The following is a 1,347-nucleotide window of genomic DNA, read 5'->3' as shown; positions in this document are numbered from 1 at the left end:
AGATGGAACAACAACAACAATTAACAAAGGTGTCGATGGTAAGACACCAAGCATCGAAGAACAACCAATTCTTGATGAAAATGGTAAACAAATTGGTGTGACAATCATTACGAAAGATGGTGATGGTCACGAAGTGAACCGTCAAGATATCTATAATGGTCAAGACGGTAAAACACCAAGTATTGAACAACAACCAATTAAAGATAAAGATGGTAATCAAGTTGGTGTAACGATTGTTGTCAAAGATGGTGATGGACAAGAAATAAGTCGCGAAAATGTTTATAACGGACAAAATGGTAAGGATGGCAAAGACGGTAAAGATGGTAAAACACCAAGCGTTGAGCAACAACCAATTCTTGATGAAAATGGTAAACAAATTGGTGTAACAATTATTGTCAAAGATGGTGATGACCACGAAGTGAGTCGCCAAGACATCTATAATGGTAAAGATGGCAAAGACGGTAAGGATGGCAAAGATGGTCATTCAGTTACAGCAGCCACAGAACGTGGTACAAAAGATGGTCAATCAGGATCATATATCCGTATTTACGAAGTGAACCCAGATGGAAGTCAAGGTAAATTAATTAGTGAAACATTTGTAGTCGATGGCTTAAATGGTAAAGATGGAAAAACACCAAGTATTGAACAACAACCAATTAAAGATGCTAATGGAAATCAAATTGGTGTAACAATTATCACAAAAGATGGCAATGGTAATGAAATCGGTCGTCAAGACATTTATAATGGTCAAGACGGAAAAACACCAAGTGTTGAACAACAACCAGTTTACGATAATAACGGTAAACAAATCGGCGTAACAATTATCACAAAAGATGGCAATGGTAATGAAACAGGTCGTCAAATTATCTTTAATGGTCAAGACGGTAAAGATGGTAAGACTCCAAGTATTGAACAACAACCAATTCTTGATAAAGATAGTAAACAAATTGGTATAACTGTTATTGTTAAAGATGGTAATGGTAAAGAAGTTAGCCGTGAAAACATCTACAATGGTCAAGACGGTAAAGGTAATACGCCAAACATCACTAATATTTATACTAATATTGAAAACAACATCGTTGTTGTTATAAATGGTAATATTGAAATCTTAGTACCTTGTGGCTGTGAAGATCACACTGTTCCAACACCACCAATTGAAGATGATTCAGACTCAGATAGCGACAGCGACTCAGATTCAGACTCTGACAGCGACAGCGATTCAGATTCAGACTCAGATAGCGATTCAGATTCAGACTCTGACAGCGACTCAGATTCAGACTCTGATAGCGATAGCGATTCAGATTCAGACTCAGATAGCGATAGCGACTCAGATTCAGACTCAGATAG

The 1,347-nt window shown here is 37.2% G+C and carries 1 pseudogene; it reads left to right on the top strand.

Annotated elements, in window-relative coordinates:
* A pseudogene (locus tag HMPREF2578_RS10505) lies at window positions 1–1,347 on the top strand (MSCRAMM family adhesin SdrC); the annotation flags it as partial.

The sequence above is a fragment of the Staphylococcus sp. HMSC072H03 genome (assembly GCF_001809305.1).
GTDB lineage: Bacteria > Bacillota > Bacilli > Staphylococcales > Staphylococcaceae > Staphylococcus > Staphylococcus hominis.
This window is presented reverse-complemented; position numbering and strand designations above follow the sequence as displayed.